16 protein-coding genes are annotated in these 19,435 nt (G+C 46.8%); 2 read left to right on the forward strand and 14 right to left on the reverse strand.

Annotated features, from left to right (window positions below; translation table 11 throughout):
- Positions 1-428 precede the first annotated feature (428 nt).
- Positions 429-4,385: a choice-of-anchor Q domain-containing protein gene (locus tag PPO43_RS09565; protein WP_272617220.1), complete on the forward strand. Its 3,957-nt coding sequence runs from the start codon at positions 429-431 to the stop codon at positions 4,383-4,385.
- Between the two features lie 229 nt (positions 4,386-4,614).
- Here the strand turns inward: PPO43_RS09565 and PPO43_RS09570 are convergent, their stop codons facing one another.
- Both PPO43_RS09570 and PPO43_RS09575 read right to left on the reverse strand, forming a co-directional pair.
- Positions 4,615-5,016: a DUF3995 domain-containing protein gene (locus PPO43_RS09570; RefSeq protein WP_272617222.1), complete on the reverse strand. Its 402-nt coding sequence runs from the start codon at positions 5,014-5,016 to the stop codon at positions 4,615-4,617.
- A gap of 3 nt (positions 5,017-5,019) precedes the next feature.
- Positions 5,020-6,162, reverse strand: a complete 1,143-nt coding sequence (locus PPO43_RS09575) for an FAD-dependent monooxygenase (protein WP_272617224.1) — start codon at positions 6,160-6,162, stop codon at positions 5,020-5,022.
- A gap of 317 nt (positions 6,163-6,479) precedes the next feature.
- Here PPO43_RS09575 and PPO43_RS09580 point away from each other — a divergent pair, with 317 nt between their 5' ends.
- A complete protein-coding gene (locus PPO43_RS09580) occupies positions 6,480-7,109 on the forward strand; it encodes a TetR/AcrR family transcriptional regulator (RefSeq protein ID WP_272617226.1) in 630 nt (209 codons plus the stop codon).
- Between the two features lie 61 nt (positions 7,110-7,170).
- Here the strand turns inward: PPO43_RS09580 and PPO43_RS09585 are convergent, their stop codons facing one another.
- The 12 genes from PPO43_RS09585 to PPO43_RS09640 form a co-directional block, all read right to left on the reverse strand.
- Positions 7,171-8,364: an NAD(P)-dependent alcohol dehydrogenase gene (locus PPO43_RS09585; protein WP_272617228.1), complete on the reverse strand. Its 1,194-nt coding sequence runs from the start codon at positions 8,362-8,364 to the stop codon at positions 7,171-7,173.
- Between the two features lie 253 nt (positions 8,365-8,617).
- Positions 8,618-9,502, reverse strand: a complete 885-nt coding sequence (locus PPO43_RS09590) for a helix-turn-helix domain-containing protein (protein WP_442985452.1) — start codon at positions 9,500-9,502, stop codon at positions 8,618-8,620.
- A gap of 83 nt (positions 9,503-9,585) precedes the next feature.
- Positions 9,586-9,945: a hypothetical protein gene (locus tag PPO43_RS09595; RefSeq protein WP_272617232.1), complete on the reverse strand. Its 360-nt coding sequence runs from the start codon at positions 9,943-9,945 to the stop codon at positions 9,586-9,588.
- Between the two features lie 68 nt (positions 9,946-10,013).
- On the reverse strand, positions 10,014-11,117 hold the full coding sequence (gene mtnA, locus PPO43_RS09600; protein ID WP_272617234.1) for an S-methyl-5-thioribose-1-phosphate isomerase: 1,104 nt from the start codon (positions 11,115-11,117) through the stop codon (positions 10,014-10,016).
- Positions 11,118-11,120: 3 nt separating this feature from the next.
- Entirely contained in the window at positions 11,121-11,801 is a 681-nt protein-coding gene (gene mtnC, locus PPO43_RS09605; protein ID WP_272617236.1) for an acireductone synthase, read from the reverse strand.
- A 262-nt stretch (positions 11,802-12,063) separates the two neighbouring features.
- A complete protein-coding gene (gene rnc / locus PPO43_RS09610; RefSeq protein ID WP_272617238.1) occupies positions 12,064-12,825 on the reverse strand; it encodes a ribonuclease III in 762 nt (253 codons plus the stop codon).
- 90 nt (positions 12,826-12,915) lie between these two features.
- Positions 12,916-14,166 (reverse strand): beta-ketoacyl-ACP synthase II, encoded by a 1,251-nt coding sequence (gene fabF / locus PPO43_RS09615; RefSeq protein ID WP_272617240.1) that lies wholly within the window; start codon positions 14,164-14,166, stop codon positions 12,916-12,918.
- Between the two features lie 148 nt (positions 14,167-14,314).
- Complete coding sequence (locus PPO43_RS09620; protein WP_272617242.1) at positions 14,315-14,554, reverse strand: acyl carrier protein; 240 nt, start codon at positions 14,552-14,554, stop codon at positions 14,315-14,317.
- A gap of 153 nt (positions 14,555-14,707) precedes the next feature.
- Positions 14,708-15,313: a rhomboid family intramembrane serine protease gene (locus tag PPO43_RS09625; protein ID WP_272617244.1), complete on the reverse strand. Its 606-nt coding sequence runs from the start codon at positions 15,311-15,313 to the stop codon at positions 14,708-14,710.
- A 412-nt stretch (positions 15,314-15,725) separates the two neighbouring features.
- Positions 15,726-17,114: an AI-2E family transporter gene (locus PPO43_RS09630; RefSeq protein WP_272617246.1), complete on the reverse strand. Its 1,389-nt coding sequence runs from the start codon at positions 17,112-17,114 to the stop codon at positions 15,726-15,728.
- 12 nt (positions 17,115-17,126) lie between these two features.
- Positions 17,127-18,107, reverse strand: coding sequence for a GSCFA domain-containing protein (locus PPO43_RS09635; RefSeq protein WP_272617248.1), 981 nt, complete (start codon positions 18,105-18,107; stop codon positions 17,127-17,129).
- 191 nt (positions 18,108-18,298) lie between these two features.
- Positions 18,299-19,372: a DUF3078 domain-containing protein gene (locus tag PPO43_RS09640; protein WP_272617249.1), complete on the reverse strand. Its 1,074-nt coding sequence runs from the start codon at positions 19,370-19,372 to the stop codon at positions 18,299-18,301.
- Between the last annotated feature and the right edge of the window lie 63 nt (positions 19,373-19,435).

Here is a 19,435-nt window from a genome sequence, read left to right on the forward strand (position 1 = left end):
ACAGCAATCTGAACTTTGGGAAGGTATATATCTGTGCTGGAAGCAGCAATCTGAACTTTAGGAAGGTATATATCTGTGCAGGGAATAGTTATCCGAGATACTTGTTGGGGCTGTTCAGGATGTTCTGTATCAAAATGAAATTAGGGGTTTAGGCCCTAGGGCCAGAGGCTAGCTGGCTGAGGGATGGAAAGTGGTGCGGCGCAGCCGCAGACCAAGCGGGCAAAGCCCCCGCAGGGCCGAGCAGACTTGCGAGCCACGACACAGCCCGACCCGCCCGCAGGGCGGGGCAGCCCCAAATAATTAATATTCACAATAAGTCCTGTTAGAATAAAAGTTTATAAAAAATGCCTTTTACAAACTTTATGTGAAATCTGATAAAAATGTTCGCTCGTAAATAAGGAGAACAACAAATCATAAAAAAGTGAATTATGAAAAAAACCTTATCTATCTCCGCAGCAGTATTTGCTGCCCTGTTTAGCTTCAACAGTGCCTGGGGGGCCAATCTAGTGGTCTCGAACAGCTCCGATAGTGGAGCGGGAAGCCTTCGGCAGCAGTTATTAAATGCTTCGGCTGGGGATACTATTAGTTTTGCCACAGGGACAAATGGGCAGACGATTGTTCTTTCGAGTATTTTGACCTTAGATAAAGATCTGGTCATTATGGGCAATGGGAGCAGCAATAGTATGCTTAGTGGTGGCGGCAGCAGCCAAATTTTTGAAGTAATTTCTGGCGCTATGGTCCAGTTTGAAGGGCTCTCGATCATGAATGGTTTGAGCACGATGAGTGGAGGCGCGATTGTGGTCCAAGGGGCCGAGCTTTGGATTAGCGATTGTAGTCTGAGCAACAATGAGGCGCAGGGGGCTATGGCTGTGATGGGCGGCGGAGCGATTTGGAATACCGCTGGCTCCGAGCTGCACATTATGAATACTAGCTTTAGTAATAATCAGGCTTCAGGGGCTTCGGGTTCTGGTGGGGCCATTCTTAATGATGGGAGTAGTGTACTGACGATTTCGATGGGTACGAGCTTTTCGGCCAATAGCTCTAATCGAGCAGGAGGGGCGATTGAGGATAATTCGGGGGCCAATAGTATGGTCCAGATTACGGATGCTAGTTTTACAGGTAATAGCACAGGTACAGCTCCAGGCAATGGTGGGGCTATCCATATTACAGGGGCTGGCCAAATGATGATAAGCAATAGCAGTTTTAATAGCAATAGTGCAGGCAATGAGGGCGGTGCTCTTTGGAATGGTAGCGGCAGCATGAGCCTCAATAACATTCTGGCCGATGGCAATATTGCTAGTGGGGCCGCAGGCGATAGTGGAGGAGGAGCCATTTACAATTTGGGTGGCGATCTGACGATTATGAACTCTATTTTATCCAACAATATAGCTAATGGAAGTGCGGGTTCTGGTGGGGCTGTGCTCAATGATTTGGGCGGTATGCTAGAGATCCAAAATACCAGCATTACGGGCAATATGGCCATGCGGGCTGGTGGGGGAGTTGAAGATAATTCTTCTTCAGCGCCCTCTTCTATGCGCTTTCAAAATGTAACCTTATCCAATAATAGTACAGGCACAGCTCCAGGCAATGGAGGCGGATTGCATATTACAGGAGCAGGTAACCTTCTTTTTGATGGGGGGACCGTTTCGGGCAATACCGCTGCCGCAGAAGGGGGAGGCCTTTGGAATGGAACGGCGCAGATGACCCTCTCTAATGTTAATATCAGTAATAATGTAGCCAATGGTCCCTTAGCCGATAATGGTGGAGGTGGACTCTATAACTTAGGGGGCCAAATTGATATCCTCAACGGAACCCAAATCAATAACAACCAAGCAGCAGGTGCAGCGGGTAGCGGTGGGGGTATCCTCAACGATATGGGCGGCATGATTAACATCAGCAACTCCATGATTATGGGGAATATGGCTATGCGCGCAGGTGGAGGCATTGAATGCACAGACTCTAGTGGGGTGCTTTTGGTCAATACTATGCTCAATAATAATAGCACAGGTTCGGCTCCAGGCAATGGAGGGGGACTACATGTTACGGGCTACGGTATGGTCAGCCTTAGTGGCGGAACCGTAAGCAACAACATGGCCGCCTCAGAAGGTGGTGGGCTCTGGAATGGTACAGGTGCTATGAGCATCAGCGGAACAAACATTGATGGCAATAGCGCTGCGGGCAATACTTTTACTGAAGGCGGTGGGGGGATTTACAACCAAGGCGGAATTATCGACATCATCAACAATACACAGATAACAAACAATAGCGCCACAGGTACAGCGGGTAGCGGTGGGGGTATCCTCAACGATATGGGGGGTACCTTAAATGTGAGCCATTCGACCATTATGGGCAATAGTTCTATGCGTGCTGGTGGTGGCATTGAAGATAACTCTATGGGCGCTAGTGGGACCCTCAACCTGAATATGGTCCAACTCCTGAATAATGATGCGGGCACAGCTCCTGGTAATGGGGGCGGACTACATATTTCAGGCTTAGGGAATACCTACATTATTGGCGGTCTGGTTTCAGGTAATCTAGCTGCCTCAGAAGGTGGTGGACTTTGGAATGGTGGCGGCTATATGTTGGTCAATGGAACCATCATCGATGGGAATACCGCTAGTGGTGCTGCTGCCGATAATGGGGGCGGAGGAATCTACAACCAAGATGGCATTTTAGAAATTACTAATATGGCCGAAATTACGAATAATGTGGCCGATGGTGCTGCAGGTAGCGGTGGTGGAATCCTCAATGTTTTAGGGGGGCGTATCCGCATAACGAATGTCCTTATTGCCAATAATAGCGCTATGCGTGCAGGTGGTGGCATTGAAGATAACTCTACCGCAGGGATTAGAGGTGAGCTAGAACTGCGAGACTTCCAACTATCGGGTAATGTTGTTGGGTCCGCTCCTGGCAATGGAGGCGGTCTACATATAACAGGCCCTGGAAATGCGACCCTAATCAATGGATCCGTAATTAATAATGAAGCCGCTAGTGAAGGCGGTGGCCTTTGGAACGGCAGCGGAATGATGTACTTGCAATATGTCAGCATTGTCAATAATGAAGCTTTGGGCGCTGCAGCCGATAATGGTGGGGCAGGAATTTTCAACAATGGGGGAGACCTAATCCTTGATGGTTGTACCGTTAATATGAATATGGCCACAGGCGCCGCTGCTAGTGGCGGTGGACTACTCTCTGTGGCTGGAGATGTTGATATTCAAAATACTGACTTTGACAATAATGCCGCTAATCGAGCAGGGGGCGCCATTGAATTGATTGATGGCAATTGTTGGATTGTCAATAGCGTCTTTGAGGCCAATGATGTAAACGGTACTGCTGGAACAGCCGCCCCAGGTAATGGGGGCGCCATCCATATCAGTGGGGCTACCATGCTCTATATTGATGAGTCAGAGTTTATAGATAATGAAGCCGCTCGCGAAGGCGGGGCCCTCTGGAACCAAAGCAATAGCCAGATGTATATCTACAACTCCACAATTATGAATAATAGCGCCTTTGGTACTGCTGCCGATGATGGTGGGGGAGGGTTCTTCAATAATGGTGGAGATACTTGGATTGAAGGCTCGACCTTCTCTGGAAATAATGCCGCTAATGCCAATGGTGGCGCTATCCAAAACCAAACGGGCATGACGGCCATCAGCCGCTCAACCATTTCGGGCAATATGGCCGCTATGGATGGTGCAGGGATCTATAATGCCGATTCCCTCACGGCCGAGGCCCTAACCATTGCCTTCAATATGGCTAGCGGAAATGCGGGCGGAATCGCACAAAATAGTATGCGCCCCTTGGGCCTAAAATCAACAATTGTCTCTAATAATACGGCTAGCATGATGGGCCAAGATATTTACCTAGAAATGGGTATGCTAAATTCTATGGGCTATAATCTGGTCCAAGATACTAGCGGCATGAGCTGGATGGCAGGCATGGGCGATCTTCTAGGCCTCGATCCTTTCCTCCAAACCTTAGCCAATAATGGCGGCCCAACAATGACGCATGCAATTTTGGTGGGGACAAGCTCTCCCGCTGTAGATGCAGGCGATCCAATGAGCAATATGTTGGACCAAAGAGGAATGAGCATTAACGGCCGCAGAGATATTGGCGCCTTTGAATCTGCCGAGCTGTTGAGTAATCATTCCTTGGCCCAACTAACAAACATTAAGGCTTATCCCAACCCGACTCTAGATATCGTTCAATTAGAGCGGGAGGCGTCCAGCCAAAGTACTTACCAACTGTATAGCCTAGAGGGCCGCCTTTTGCAAACTGGCCAATTGAATGACCGCATAGAACGCATCAATCTGAGCGATTTCCCTGCAGGTACCTATTTCCTACAACTAGAAGAAGGGCAACGCCTAGCCCTAATCAAAGAATAAATAGATCGTATAGCTAACAAACACTTTTGATGATTGAGCTTCTTCTCTCTTCGGAGAGAGGGGGCTTTTTTTGTGCTGTTTTGGGGCCTCCGCCTCGCTTCGCTCGTCGGCGCTACGTTTCGGGGCTCGCAGGTCTGCTCGGCCCTTCGCAAAATTTGCTGCGCATTTTTGCTCGGTCTGGCCCTGCGGGCCACCCCGCCGCATCGCTAGGCCAGTCGCTTCGCTCCTTTTAACATCCAGTCGCATAAAGGACCAAAAGCAGGGCAGTGCCAGCCACCAAAGGCGAAAAGCAGAAGTCATCCCAAAGGGCAAAATCTCCCTCTCTATGCGTTTTGCTCCAGCCAACATATCTAAAATCGCCTAGGGCACGAAGCGCAAAAACAAGGGCCAACCCCCAAGAGCTATAGCGTAAAAACTGGGGACCAAAATAATGGCTAGGCAAGGCATAAAGCAGTCCCAAACCCAAAAAGCAGAGCCCCACTGCAAAGCTAGCCCAAGGCGGTGGCGAAAATTGTTGATTGGGCAGTTGGGGCAATACATAGCGCAAGCCCCAGCTCCCGCCCAAGGCCCAATAAAAATGAAGGGCTGCAATGGGCAGGAAAATCAGGTTTAAGATTAGGGGAATCCACATAGGCTAATGAGGGGCTTGGAAAGAAAAAATATGGGCAGAGGATTTAGCCGTTAGGCTGTTTGGGGTTAGGCGCATGAGTCCATTGCGTAGGCGGCCTGCCCAGCCTGATTTCCAATGGGCCATTTGGCCAATTTTCCAGCTATTTTGGACCACTTTCAGGGCCTTTTTTTGTCGGCTAGCTTGGTAGGCGGCATAGGCGGCTTCTGGACTTTTCTCTGCAAGGTAGTGGGCCAATACATAGGCATCTTCTATAGATTGGCAAGCGCCTTGGCCCATATTGGGCGTTAGGGCATGGGCGGCATCGCCTAGTAGGCAAACTGGCCCTTTATGCCAGCTTTTAATAGGCGATAAGTCTCTAATTTCATCTTCATGTAGTTTAGCTTCTGCGGCAATGATTTGTTGGACCAAAGGATGAAAATCTTGGAAATAGTCAAGCAGTTGGCTTTGGTCCAGCTCTTCGGGAGATTCCTCATAAGAAAGCAACGCATAGTAATAGAGCCAACCTTGGCCAATTGGCACAAAGCCAAAGCGGCGGGCCTTGCCCCAAGCCTCAAACAATTGGTTTTGGTATTTGGGCGGGAGCTCTAGCTGGCAGAGGCCTCTCCAGCAAAGTTGTTTGCTGCCTCGGATGAGAGCCTGCGGTTCCACAAAGGTTCTTAGCTTAGAATAAAGGCCATCTGCGGCCAAGAGTTGCTCTGCTCGATATTGGCCTGCATCGGCAAAATCTAGGAGCAGCTCTTTCCCCTCTTGCTGAAAGCTTTGTAGTTGATGGCCCATCTTAATCTTATTGAGGTCGAGCTGTTCGAGCAGAATATCTTGCAAATCGGCTCGGTGGAGGGCCAGGCTACCCAGTTTGGTCCCCAATTGGGCAATCTCTACCGTAGATAGGGGCCGAAGTTGTTCATCACAAATGTGCATGGCCTGAATAGGAGAACTCTTGGTCTTAATGGCCTCATAAATCCCTAAACGCTGATAGACCTCTAGGGCATTATTGGCCAAAATAATTCCTGCGCCTATGGGGCGGTAGCTTTGGGCCTGCTCAAAGAGGCGAAAATCTATTCCTTTTTGGCTTAGGGCCAAGGCGGTGCTTAGGCCAGCAATGCCCCCGCCCACAATATCAAATGTTTGCTGCTTCATCCTTTTCATTTACTTTAGTTATTAATTATAGTACAAATGTACTAATTTTATACAACTCTAGTACAAAAGACCTAATTTTAACAGCTAAAGGGAGCGAATTGGGTCAAAAAGGCAATTAAACTATTACCTTTGTCTGGACCAACAAGCATTTTGGAGGGGGATAGCGCGCGGAGCGCAGCGCGATTAAATCTGGCTGAGGGATGGACAGCAGTGGCCCGAAGGGCCAGACCCAGCCGCCTTTGGCGGCGCAGGGCCGAGCGAATAGCGAGCTGCGAAACAGCCCGACCCGCCCACAGGGCGGGGCAGCCCCAAATAAAAAAGAACAGATGAAAAAGAAAAGAAAAGAATTGATCTTGGCGAAGGCCTTAGCATTGTTTAATGATCGGGGGTTGGCGGTAATTAGTTTGCGGCAGATTGCGGAGGAGATGGGGATAAGTTTGGGAAATTTGACCTATCATTTTCCGAAGCGGGAGCAGTTGGTGCAGGCGCTTTATTATGCTTTGGTCGAGGAGTTGAATGCGATGGCTTTTGCGCCAGCTATGCAAGAGGCCGAAGGGGTGTTGGCCTTTAAAAGCTTGTTGGAGCAGATGTATCAGTTGTTTTGGAAGTATCGCTTCTTTTTGCTGGATTTTCGGCAAATTCTGCAGGCCGAGAGCAAGTTAAAGGCGCATTATCAGGAGTTAATGCAGCAGCGTAGGCAGCAATTTTTTGCCTTTTTAGAGCAATTGGATGCGGCAGGGCAGCTCAAAAAAGAAGAATTGGCGGGGGAATATGCTTCGCTTTATCGGCGTTTGCAGCGTTTGAGTGATTTCTTTTTGGCGGCCTTAGAGATTGAGAACTATACCGTAGCAGAGGGGCAAAAAGAGTTTGTTCGGGATCAGGTTTTTGCGCTTTATCCCTATTTGTTGGGGGAGAGTCGGGGGCAGGCCAGGGAAATTTTGGAAGGGCTCGGATAGGGCAAAAAAAAGCGCCAAGCTATATAGCTTGGCGCTCGGCTCTACTAAAACCCCTTCTAAATTAGAAGGTTGCGGCATCAATGACGTAGCGGTAGCGAGCTTTTTTGTCGACTACCTTCTGCCAAGCTTCGTTAATTTGCTTAGCATCAATAATTTCAATAGCGGGAAGGACCTTGTTATCGGCACAGAAGTGAACCACCTCTTGAGTTTCTGGAATACCACCGATCAATGAAGCGTTAAACTTCACGCGGGTATTGGCCAAGAAAATAGCGTTAAGTTGAAGCGTAAAGCCTTCAGGCATACCGACCTGGGTGAAGGTGCCATGGGGCTTTACGACAACGCTATAGGCTGCTACATCATAATGAGTAGGGATGGTGCTGATCATGTAGTCCATTTGTCCTTTATAGGCAAATAGTTTTTGTGGGTTATCTACCACAATGACTTCTTTAGCGCCCCAAGAAAGGATATCCTCTTTTTTCTCGGGAGAAGTCGTAAAGGCATAGACCTCGGCGCCTTTGGCTACGGCAATTTTCACGGCCAAGTGGCCCAAACCGCCAATACCAGCAACAGCTACCTTATCGCCCAACTTGAAGTTGGCCTGCATAAGGGGAGAGTAAGTGGTAATTCCGGCGCAAAGTAGGGGGGCCGCTTCTTCCAAAGAGATATGCTCGGGAATATGCACGGCAAAATGCTCTTTTACAACGATATTATCAGAGTAACCACCTTGGGTAATTCCGGTAGGTGATTGAGGGTGGGGATAACCATAAGTAAAGACGGTTTTCCCTTGCTCGCAGAATTGCTCTTCGCCATGCTTACAGCTATGGCACTCCATACAGCTATCTACCATACAGCCAACGCCGGCACGGTCGCCCACTTTAAATTTAGTTACATTTTTTCCAACTGCTTTTACGATACCTACGATCTCGTGACCAGGTACTTGAGGATACTGTTGGGGGCCCCAATCGCCTTTCATTTGGTGAATATCGGAGTGACAGATACTGGCGTATTTCGTTTCGATTAGAATATCGTCATCGCCTACTGCACGGCGTTCAAATTCCCAAGGGCTCAATTTTCCAGAGGCATCCTTGGCGGCATAACCTTTTGATTTGATGTTCTTGCTCATATCAATTGTTGTTTTAGATAATGGCTCGGCAGCAAAAAGGGAAATGGGATTAAAAAGCATTAAGCTTCCGCCTCCAATGGCCATTTGCTGCATAAAAGTTCTTCTTGAATGGATGTTTTTCTCTTCTTTCATAGTCGCTATAATTAAGAAGGTTTGGGGCTGCCCCTCCCTTTGGTCGGGTCGGGCTGTTTCGCAGCTCGCTATTCGCTCGGCCCTGCGCGGGCTTCGCCCGCTGGCTCTGGCCTTCGGCCACTGCTGTCCATCCCTCAGCCGACGGCCCTTCGGGCCTTTTGAGGAGTTTGGCAGCCTCCGCTAACTCACAGGAACAAAGTTAGTCTACATCCTTGGCGGTCAAGAAGAAGAATCAAATCAAAACTTAAAAAAATCAAACTCTAGATTGTCGGTAGGCTGAAGGGGTAAGGCCTAGCTCCTTTTTAAAGTAATTATTAAAGTAGCTAGGATAAGAAAAGCCCAAGGCATAAGCTAGCTCGCTAATGTTCCAGTTGGTGTGTTCTAAGAGCGCTTTGGCCTCTAATAAGATGCGCTCTTTAATATGGGTAGAGGTTGATTTTTGGGTCACCTCTTTCACGGCTCTATTCAGGTAATTGACGTGAACAGAAAGCGCTTGCGCATAATCTTGCGGCTTTTTGAGGACCAAAGGTGACTCTACACCTTCTATGGGAAATTGTCGTTCTAGGAGTTCTAGAAAAACGGTTGTTAAGCGGGCCAAGGCGTTGCTTTGGCGGTCAAAGTTTTTGCTGGGTTCTAGTTTGAGGGCCTCATGTACAATCAGCTGAATATAGTTTCTAATGAGCTCATCCTTATAGGAGTAGCTTTCTGCTTGTTCCGCAATCATTTTGTCAAAGATGCGGCTTAGAAATAGGCGTTGTTCCTCATTGATTTGGAAAATGGGGGTTCCCTCAATCTTAAACAAAGGGGATTGTAGAAGGCTTTCTGCCTGCATACTTGGCCGCAAAAACTCCTCAGAAAATAGGCAGGTGTACCCCGTATAACTTTGGGATAGAGTTTCCCAAGCGTAGGGAATATGGGGGTTGCCAAAAAAGAGGATGCTACCTTCTACCTCATAGCTGCGGTTGGCATAATGAATTTTGCTTCTGCCGTTACTCAGGCAAATTTTATAAAAGTCTTTGCGACTATATTGTCGGGTTGCCCCGCTATCTCCCTCAATGGGAAAAACCTTAAAGCCCTTCAACTTCAGTTCATTATTAAAGGGGGATAATGTTCGGATACTTTTTTGCACAGCCAATATTTTTGTATAAAAATCAAACCTAAGATCTTACTTTTTGATTAAGGGACCAAAAAAAGCCCAACCTAAAAAGGTTGGGCTAATATTTAGCGGTTGCACCAAGGGTTGGGGCAACGGAAATCGTGACCAGCGGGGGGCTCTGGATGTACTGCCCGTTTGTTGAGTTGGCTCACTACTGTATGGAAGTTTTTACACTCTAGTTCGTAAGCCTGTTGTAGGGTATAGGCGTATTGATAAGAAAAGTGAGTGTACTGTGGGAAGTGTGCCCAGCGAAGCAGTTCTGCTTGAACATCCGTATCTGAACGTCCAATTTTGAGAGGGTGAAAACGATCTGCGGCATCTAGTTTCCCAAGGGCGAAGTTGCCCATTTGCCCAGCCTCTACCTCATTTTTCACCGTCTCCGGATTAAATTCAAAAGGGCCCTTGTGGCTCAATTCAAAAATCATAATGTCAGTGCTTTGTAGGGCCAAGGCCCAGTGGTGTAATTTTACTATTTTCGGGGACGGGGAAATGTCTAAGATTTATATTCAGGAAAGAGGGCTTCTAGGCCTTCTTGGCTAGCTGAGCAATATCCTCTTTCTGTAATGAGCCCAGTGACTAGGCGAGCGGGAGTCACATCGAAGCCATAGTTTCGGGCGGGAGTATTTTCTGGACAGATACGCACCTTTTCATAAGCTCCGCTAGGCGTGAGACCATCGACAAAGCGTACTTCTTCTGCATCTCTTTCTTCTATGGGAATTTCTTTTAGGCCGTCCATAATTTCCCAATCAATAGTAGTAGAGGGGAGGGCCACATAAAAGGGGATATTATTGTCTTTGGCGGCTAGGGCCTTAAGGTAGGTTCCAATCTTATTAGCAACATCTCCTTGTCTTGTAGTGCGATCGGTTCCGACAAGGACCATATCTACGGCTTGGTGTTGCATAAGGTGGCCGCCAGCATTATCTACAATAAGGCTATGGGGAACGCCATGCTGGTCAAATTCCCAGGCGGTAAGTTTAGAGCCTTGGTTGCGGGGGCGGGTTTCATCTACCCAAACATGTAGTTTGATGCCTTTTGCTAGTGCTTGATAAATTGGTGAGCTAATGGTGCCCCAGCGGATGCAGCCCATCATGCCTGCATTACAATGCGTTAGGATTTGGACTGGTTCTCCATTTTTGCGGGCGGCGATTTCCTCTATAATTTTCAATCCATGCTGGCCAATCTGAAAGCAGATTTCGATATCTTCTTCTACAATAGCGTCGGCCTCTTGGCGGCAGGCGCTTTGGGCTTCGGCTAGGTTATTAGCTTGTTCCCAAGTGGTTTTCATACGATCTAGGCAGATAAAAAGATTAACGGCAGTAGGTCTAGAGTCTCGCAAATAGGCATCGGCTTGGGCTAGGCTATTTTTCCAGTCAGCTGCGGGGGCGGCTTTGGCGGCTAGCCAAATGCCGTAGGCTGCGGTAGCTCCGATAAGGGGAGCGCCACGGACCAGCATATTTTTGATGGCCCAAAAAACCTCTTCTGTTGTTTTGAGGGTCTCCACTTGGATCTTATGGGGCAGAACGATTTGGTTAATGACTTGCAGTTCCTCTTCTGCATTGAGCCAAAGTGTGCGCAAGGGCTGAGGTAAAACAGACATAGTTTAGTCGATTTGTATCTGGTTAAAATTAGCATAGCCCTTAAACTTGCTGGGGGCAGTGCCGGGGCGCAATAAATGCGCCACTTCTAGGCCTGCGGCTTGGGCGGCGGCTAGTTCTTGGGGAACATCGGAAAGGAAGAGAATTTCATTGGCGGGAAGGCCAATAGCTTCTTGAATGTTTTGGTAAGATTGGGCTTCTCTTTTGTGGCCCACTTTGGTATCAAAGTAGTGGCTGAACAGAGGGGTTAAGTCTCCAGCTTCAGAGTAGCCAAAAAGGAGTTTTTGGGCGGCAACGGAGCCAGAAGAATAGATGCCTAGTTGGAGGCCTTTTGCTTTCCAGGTTTTGAGGCAGTCAGCTACTTCGGGATAGAGGTGGCCTTTGATTTGGCCATTGAGATAAGCGGCTTTCCAGACGATTCCTTGTAGGGCTTTGAGTGGTCCAGCTTTGCGGTCGGCCTTGCACCAAGTTTCTAGGTAATCGAAAGCTTGTTCAAGGCTAATATTTTTATTTTCTTCGGCTAGGACGAGTGCTTGGGTGGCTTCGAGCTGTGCTTTAACCTCTGGTTGATCCATTTTTTGGCGCCAAAGGGGGAGTTGCTCTAAAAAATAGGGAAAGAGTGTATCGACTACAAAAGAAATAGAAGTAGTAGTCCCTTCGATATCGGAGAGAATATATTTAATCAAAATCAAAAGTTTATAGCGGAAGGATAAGTCGGCAAAAGTACAGAAAAAAGTCCATATATAAGCTATATGGACATCTTCCTTTGGTCTTGAATTTTGCGTTTGGCAGGGGGCGAAGCCGCCGCAAAGGAGCGAAGCGACGCGGCTGAGGGATGGAGAGGGTGGCCCTTAGGGCCAGACCGAAGCGCTTTAGCGCTGCAGGGCCGAGCGAGTAGCGAGCCCGGAACAGCCCGACCCGCCTGAAGGGCGGGGCAGCCCCAAATAATTAGTCTTTTTTGTGGCCATTTTTATCGACCACACCCAGTTTAATCAGGGCCTGTTTAGAGGCATTTTGTTCGGCTGTTTTTTTGTTGGGGCCTGTAGCTTCGGCTATAGATTTATCATTGATGATGACAGCAACTTTGAAGCGATGTTGTCGGTTGTGATTGCTTTTGCCATCGGTTTTTTGTTGTTCGAGTAGTTCGTAGCTAAGGGTTTTTTGGTCCTTTTGGCAAAACTCGAGCAGAATACTTTTAAAGTTATTATCGATACGTTCGAGCAGGTGGACATCCACATGATTTTGGAGCATTTTATAGATAATAAACTTGCGGGAGGCCTTATAGCCTTTATCGAGATAGATAGCACCGACAAAAGCCTCGAAGCAGTTGCCCATAACGGTGGGGCTGATTCGTTGGAGGCCGCGGGCTTTGAGAAAATCGTCTAGGCCCATTTCGGCGCCGACTCGGTTGAGTGTTTTTCGGCTAACGATTTTGGATCTCATTTGGGTGAGGAAGCCTTCGTCTTCTGTGGGATATTTGCGGAAGAGATATTCGGCAATGACGGCATCGAGGATGGCGTCTCCTAGATATTCTAGGCGTTCGTTATCGAAGCTATGTTGATCGTCTTCTTGTTTGTTTGTGGTAGATTTATGCGTAAAGGCTCTATCATAAAAAGGTAAATGCCTAGGGGCAAAACCGAGGATGGTTTTCAGTTCGCGGGCAAAGGCTTTTTGCTTTGAGAAGTAGAGATTATAATAGGACTTCAACACAATAGTTATGGTATAAGGGCCTGAATTCGATTGAAAAATGAGCTAAAAAAAAAGGGCCAATGAAGGCCCTTTGCTGCTCAAATATACTAACTATTCTGTTATTTTCTTGAAAATCACGGCAGAATTATGACCGCCAAAGCCGTAGTTCATGTTCATGGCAATTTGCACATCGGCAGATTGTTTGACATTGGGCGTAATTTGTAGGCGGCTATCAATTTGTGGATCGAATTCCTGAAAGTTGATAGTTGGCGCAATTTCTCCAGTTTCAATGGTTTTGATACAGATCAATGACTCCATGGCGCCAGCGGCAGAGATCATGTGGCCAGTCATTGATTTGGTGGCGCTCATTTTCACTTTAAAGGCGGCATCTCCTAAGGCCTTGATAATGGCATTAGATTCTGCAATATCGCCAAGGTCTGTAGAGGTGCTATGTGGGTTGAGATAATCGAGATCTTCTGCTTGAATATTGGCATCTTCTAGGGCCAATTTGATGACATCAATTACTCCGTGACCATCGGGGTCGGGGGCTGTAATATGGTAAGCATCGGCGTTTTGGGCTACACCAATAATCTCGGCATAAATTTTTGCGCCACGGGCTTTAGCATGCTCATAATCCTCTAGGATGAGGGAGGCTGCGCCTTCACCAATAACAAAGCCATCGCGATCTTTATCAAAGGGGCGAGAAGCTACAGCAGGATCTTCATTGCGAGTAGAGAGGGCTTTGAGGGCATTAAATGCACCTACTCCTACTTCGTTAATGGCTGCTTCGGCACCGCCAACCACCATAATATCGGCTCTATTGAGGCGAATTTGGTCGTAGGCTAGGCCAATACAGTGTGTTGAAGATGCACAGGCCGTAACAAAGGCGCCAGTAGGACCACGGAAACCGTGGCGGATAGAAATATTACCTGCAGAGGCGTCTACAATCATTTTGGGAACCAAAAAAGGGTTGAAACGAGGAGTTCCACTACCTTTTTCAAAGCTTTGGACTTCATGCTGAAGGGTCGTGATGCCCCCAATCCCGGAAGCCCAAAAAACACCAATGCGTTTTTTGTTTTCTACTTCCTCTAATTTAGCATCAGCAATAGCTTCATCGCTTGCCACAAGAGCATATTGCATAACGGGATCTAAGCGACGGACATCTTTCCGACCAAATACGTCGGCACCGCTAAAATCTTTTATTTCACAGGCAAACTGGGTCTTAAATAAGCTAGCATCAAATTGTTTGATGGGAGCTGCACCGCTTTTTCCTGCAAGTAGGTTGGCCCAACTTTCTTCTGTGTTATGCCCCATGGGGTTTAAGGTTCCAAGACCAGTAACTACAACACGTCTTTGACTCATAACTAATATCTTTTAGAGAAAGATGCTTAATGGAGTTCAAGCCCCCAAGCATTTTCCATGGTTCGTATTAAAAAGATGGCGCCGAAGCCCAATAAAATTAGCTCGACGCCCTTTTGGCTGCTCCGAAAATAGATCGAAACAAATAGGTCTAACCTAGGTTCTCACTCAAGAAAGAGATCGCATCACCTACAGTTTTGATTTCTTCTGCTTTCTCATCAGGAATAGAGAGATCAAACTCACGCTCTAGTTCCATAATCAACTCTACAAGGTCAATAGAGTCAGCACCTAGATCTTTCTGAAAGCTTGATTCCAGTGTAATATCAGATGTATCAACAACTAACTTATCTGCGATGATTGCGAATACACGCTCTTTGATTTCAGTGGCCATAATGGTCAATTTTGCATTTGAATAAAAGGGTCCCTTATAGCACAAAGGGCTTTGATCGCTGCAAAGATGTTCATTTAATCCAGATTCACAAAGTTTTTAATTGGCTTTTTTGTTTATACGACTACTGAATAAATGGACTCCAAGTTATTCTTTTTAGGGGAGTAGCTCTTTGCTTACTGTCTGCTTTCTATTAAGGTTGAAACCAAAAAAAGCCCCCATGAGCCCTCCTGCAATGTGAGCATATTCTGAGATATTATTGTTGTCTAAACTATTGAGGACCTCTTTGCCCAAAAAGAAAATAAGGACCAATATAAAGGTAAGCGGAATCCCTTTTCCACCCGTATTGGCAAAAGAAACCAAGATGATAAACATAAAGACAATACCACTAGCTCCCAATAAACCACCACCAATTAAAAAGACCTGAAAGATAGCCGTAATGAAAGCCGTGAGCAACATCATAATTAAGATATTCCGACTGCCGTATTTTTCTTCCATGATTGGCGCAATCAGTAGAAATATCGACATATTCCCCGCCAAATGACCTCTGTTTGCATGCCCAATAGTGTAACTGAAGAGCCGAAAATAATCCATGGGATTGGCAAAATCAAAGCCCCGAAGTACAAAGTAGTTGTTAATTAAGCCCCCAGACCGACCCATGGCATCACCGCCCGTAATATAGTTGATCATATAAACGGCTGTACACAAAATGGCAAAAGTAACTACCACAGGAGCATTGTATTGAATCTTAAGTCCTTTCATTTTATTTGTTGTTTATTAAACTGATTGAATATTTTGGGGCCTCCCGCCTTCGGCGGGCGCTACGTTTCAGGGCTCGCTACTCGCTCGGCCCTGCGCTCTTTCGCTCCGCTCAACAGCTTGGTCTGGCCTACGGCCACCCCTCCACATCGCTAGGCCAAACGCGCTTTGGGCCAATGTTTTCCGCTTCGAGTCCAGAGGCGAGCAAAGCAACTGATTATAGGCTATACCACTCAAAATAACTAGCCAAGCAGGTTTTCTAGCTCATTAGGACCAAAGCAGCGCTATTCGATTTGGCTGAGGGATGGAAAGCAGTGGCCGCAGGCCAGACCGAAGCGCCTAGCGCCGAAGGGCCGAGCGAGCAGCGAGCCCCCGCACAGCCCGACCCGCCCGCAGGGCGGGGCAGCCCCAAACCCTAATGCCAATCGGCATCCATACTATCGTCATGCCGCTCCCGATCATCTTCTTCTGGACGTTCTACATCTTGCTCGCCCCCCCAAGTATTGCGAATGCCCAATTGCTGGGTAAGGCCCTGAACCAAGCGAAATTCCGATAAGAAAATCGAGGCAATAACTCGGATTACGGTATAGGCCGGAATTGCGATGACCATGCCCATAATGCCCCCCAATTTGGAACCTACAATAATGACCAAGAAAATCTCTAGCGGGTGTGCCTTCACGCTTTTCGAGAAAATTAGAGGCTGCAAAAGCATATTATCTAAAGCTTGCATAGAGGCAAAAACTAAGGCTACTTTAATGAGCAGAGGTACGGTCTCCGCATAAAAGTCGGCATTGAGGCTAGAGCAAATGCAAACCAACAGGCCAAAGATGAGCCCCAAAAAGGGCCCTAAATAGGGAACCACATTGATGATGGCCGCAAAAAAGGCAATCAAAAAGGCATTGGGGGCCCCGACAATCCAGAGTAAAAGCCAGACGTAGACCGAAACCGCAGTGACCTGCCCCAAAATTCCCTCGAAATAGCGAATTAGCATTTTCTTAGTGAGTTGCAAGGTCTTATCTAGCTGAGCATCATACTTTTCGGGAAATGGACCTTTGATTAAATTGGCAAATAATCCCTCTTCTTGTAAAAAGAAGAAGGCAATAAAACTAACCGAAGTAATCAAGACAAAGAGATTGCCCAGCCAAGCCAACATGGTCGAAAAGGTGGTTTTGAGCAAGGAGGCGGGATTGATATACTGCAAAGCTTGCTGTTCCAACTGCAGCAATCGGCTGCTAGGCGCTGCGGTAACTACCGTATCCGCTCCAACAATTGGTGCTTTTAAGCCTTCGCCTTGCACTGTAATATGTAGCTCAATATTGGGCCCGCCCAAACTATCGCTTAGCTTTTGGACCATAGAATCCACAGATACAATAGGGACGGGAAGCTGTTTTTGGGGAACTAGCTGCGTGCTATCTTCAACAAAGAAATCATTTTCGGCCACCAAACCCCATTCTTCCAACTGCTCAAAACTGTGGTTAATGGGATCTTCTAAGCTTTCTAAAAGCTCTTGATAGTCAACACTGGCCAAATTGCGCCCTTGTTGCACAATAACAGGGACAAATAGTGCTACAAAAAGTGCTAAGGCCGTCAAAAAGACAGAAAGTGTAATTAAAGCTCTAGCCGCAGCAGGCAAACGAAACTTGCCTATCCGCAAACGGCCTAAAAGGTCCATGATAGGAGAGCCTAATAAGGAAATAATCCAAGCAATCACCAGCCAACTGATGATATCGCTAAAATAATAGAAGATGGCGGCCACGGCCAAAATGCCAAGGCCAAAACCAATATAGGAGCGTATTTTCGCCATAAAAGAGGAGCATTAGCGGCCCAATAGCATCTCCCATTTTGTCCATGAAATTGCTGGATGAGCCTGTTTCAAGGCAGCTAACTGATCATTCTGTCGCTGCAAAAAATCTTGATGGGCTTGACTATCAGGCCAGTTGGGCCGATGGCTGAAAGCCTTGTACAATTTAGTAATTTTTTCTCTTAGGCCCTGCTCTTCTTGGGCCAAAAGACTTTGCCCAAAGCCCTGGTAGATATAATCTACGGCCTCATTCGTTGGATGCGCCCGATCAAGAGCATAAAAACGATAGTCCCGCAACTCATCCAATAAGATCTCATAGGCGGGAAAATAATGCAATTGAGCAAATTCTTCTTCTAAGGCCTCCGCCAATAATAATAAACGGGCCTTGCTTCTTTGGTTGCCCTGGGCCCCATCCTTTAAATGCCGAATTGGACTTACCGTTAAGATGATTTGACAACTAGGATTGAGCTCCCATAAAGCCCTAAATACCCGCTTCAATGCAGCCAAACCTTCGGTGATACTCATCTGCTGCCGCTCAAACTGCTTTTTGGGCAATTTATGACAGTTGTTGACAAGCTGCCCCTCATAAGTATAGTAGTAGGCCGTACCTAAGGTCAATAGCAGATAATCTGCTTGTAAAAGTTGCGCTTTGGCCCCCTCAAAACGCTGCTGCATCAGCTTTAGGGCTACCTCTTTTTCAGGATGGGCAAAATCCGTATGATAAGCAAAATGGCGATATAAACCCTGATGTAAAAATAGCTCTTCCTCTTCTGGCCCTCGCCCCGCTAATAAACGATCTAGACTGTCCGCCAAGGAAAGTGGATTGTAGATCTGCCCAAATGGCTGTAAGTCGATATTATAAGCTAAACGAGCCAAACGAATCCCCATCTCTTGCGCAAAACAAGATCCCAATGCCATTAACCGATGACGATAAGCTAAGGAAAAAGGCCAGTGGGGGAGGGGCAAGGCCTGAGGCCAAGGAGTTGGTCGCTTCATCTTTTTAGTTAAAAAACTGTTTTTTAGTAAACTAGGGCTTTAATATGATTACTCTGACCTTATACGCTATTAGTGTATTGGTTTAGTGTTTTTTACGCATAAAAAAAGGCCACATTGCTGTTGCAATGCGACCTTAAAGTCACCCCAATTAAAGCTCAAATATATATAGCTTTTTAAGAAGATGCAAACATTTAGAATAAAAAGTTATACTTGATCAGCAAACTTTCTGTCACAGAAACTCGACGGCCTGTGCTCTCATATCCATTCACTCCAGTATCGGGATCATTATCGCGATCTAATTGTACCTGCACATCATGGTCATAAAAGACAATGGTGTTTAAGCTGATAGACAATCCCTTAAAAATATAGAGATCCGTGGTGGTTAACCATTCTACATCTATATTCTGTGGATTGTGTAGGTAGTCGGAGAATAAGGTCAAGGAGGTCTTTAAGCCCAAACGAGGCTTTTTATCCGCATTGAGGAAAAACTTATTTTTATATAAGACCTTAATGGTGGCCCCCAATTGCATACTATGATTGGCGTAAAGGACACTATCTGCTGTCATGCCCGTTGGCCGAACTCCCCAACGGTCAATAAAAGCAGCCCGATCTTTTCCCCCATAAGGTGTACCATGTACCCCCGCACTAGCATCCGCATTGGCAATGGCGGCAATGGAGTCATCCGCTACAATAATGCTTTTCAATGAAGCTGGAGAGATCAATACCGATAGATGGTCGTCGGGCTTGTAAGAAATACTGGGCGAAATGGTGATCGTCGCTGGCGAGAAAAATTTAGAACGCGGAATTTTACTCCCCATCCCTTCTCGATAAGACAGTATATTGCCCTCATAAGTAGGTGTTAGCTGACTCAAAAAGGTGAAATCTAAGGCATAACCCCAAGGCTCATCTTTTACAATTTTATAATCGGCAAAAGAACTAAGCCGCAATTCATCAATAGCCTTCTGAAAGGGGTTGGAGCTAACCCCTAGCCGCTGCACCCCAAAGTTTAAACTAAAGGTGTTTTCCCATTGGAAGCGCCCCTTCTTATAATCGGCCCCCATTGTGGTACTTCCCCCAAATGCTACTTTGTTTTCTCCAGCCCCAACCTTGGGGTTAATCAACAAAAGCTGGGCAAAGTCTAGACCTATACCCGCATCATATTTCCAGCCCTCTGGCTCCTCTTCTTTCTTTTTTTCTTCTTCTTGGGCAAAAACAGTGGTCCCAAGGGCCAATAGCCCAAGGAGTAGCAAAAGTTTAGTTTTCATGTTGGTTTTCATTGATGAAGTAATATGTATTGTCCTAAAGAGGACTTTTTTCCCTTTGGGTCA

This window comes from Saprospira sp. CCB-QB6 (assembly GCF_028464065.1).
GTDB lineage: Bacteria > Bacteroidota > Bacteroidia > Chitinophagales > Saprospiraceae > Saprospira.